This is a genomic window from Streptomyces sp. MB09-02B (genome assembly GCF_033794485.1).
GTDB lineage: Bacteria > Actinomycetota > Actinomycetes > Streptomycetales > Streptomycetaceae > Streptomyces.
On the sequence record NZ_JARGEE010000948.1, the window covers coordinates 1 to 824 of the forward strand.

The window sequence follows — 824 nt, forward strand, 5'->3', positions numbered from 1 at the left end:
GCAGTGCCCTCCTCGACCCCTTCGTCGCCCGCGCCATCCGGGACACCCCCGCCGATCGTCAGGTTGCGCCATGACCACTCCCTGGATCACCACCCCCATCACCGCCGACCTCCTGCGCGGAGCCCTGGAGCTGGAACGCACCGAACACGGCGTCCTGCCGCACCGGTTGCCCGCACGGGCCCGCGCCCAGTGCGCCGATCCGCAGCTGGCCATGGTCGAGTCCCAGCCCTCCGGCGTACGCCTGGTCTTCCGCACCCGCGCCACCGCCGTCGAACTCGACGCCCTGCGCACCAAGCGGACCTACGTGGGCGCCCCGCCCCGTCCGGACGGCCTGTACGACCTCGTCGTCGACGGCCGCACGACCGCCCGGGGGAGTGTGCCGGACGGCAACACCCTGACCATCGACATGACCACCGGCACGGCGGAGCACCGCCCGGGCCCGCCCGGCACGGTGACCTTCAGCGACCTCCCCGACGGCCTCAAGACGGTCGAGATCTGGCTCCCGCACAACGAGACCACCGAACTCGTCGCGCTGCGCACCGACGCCCCCGTCGAGCCCGCCGCCGACCCGGGCCGCCGGGTCTGGCTGCACCACGGCAGCTCGATCAGCCACGGCTCCGACGCCGCGAGCCCCACCGGCATCTGGCCCGCCCACGCCGCCCGGCTGGCCGGAGTCGAACTCGTCAACCTGGGCTTCGGCGGCAGTGCCCTCCTCGACCCCTTCGTCGCCCGCGCCATCCGGGACACCCCCGCCGACCTGATCAGCGTCAAGATCGGCATCAACCTCGTCAACCACGACGTGATGCGCCTGCGCGCCTTCACCC

At 73.3% G+C, this 824-nt stretch carries 1 protein-coding gene; it reads left to right on the forward strand.

What is annotated here, in order from left to right; genetic code table 11:
* Positions 1-70: 70 nt before the first annotated feature.
* A partial coding sequence (locus P1P70_RS45250; protein WP_319248400.1) for an SGNH/GDSL hydrolase family protein occupies positions 71-824 on the forward strand: 754 nt, incomplete at its 3' end.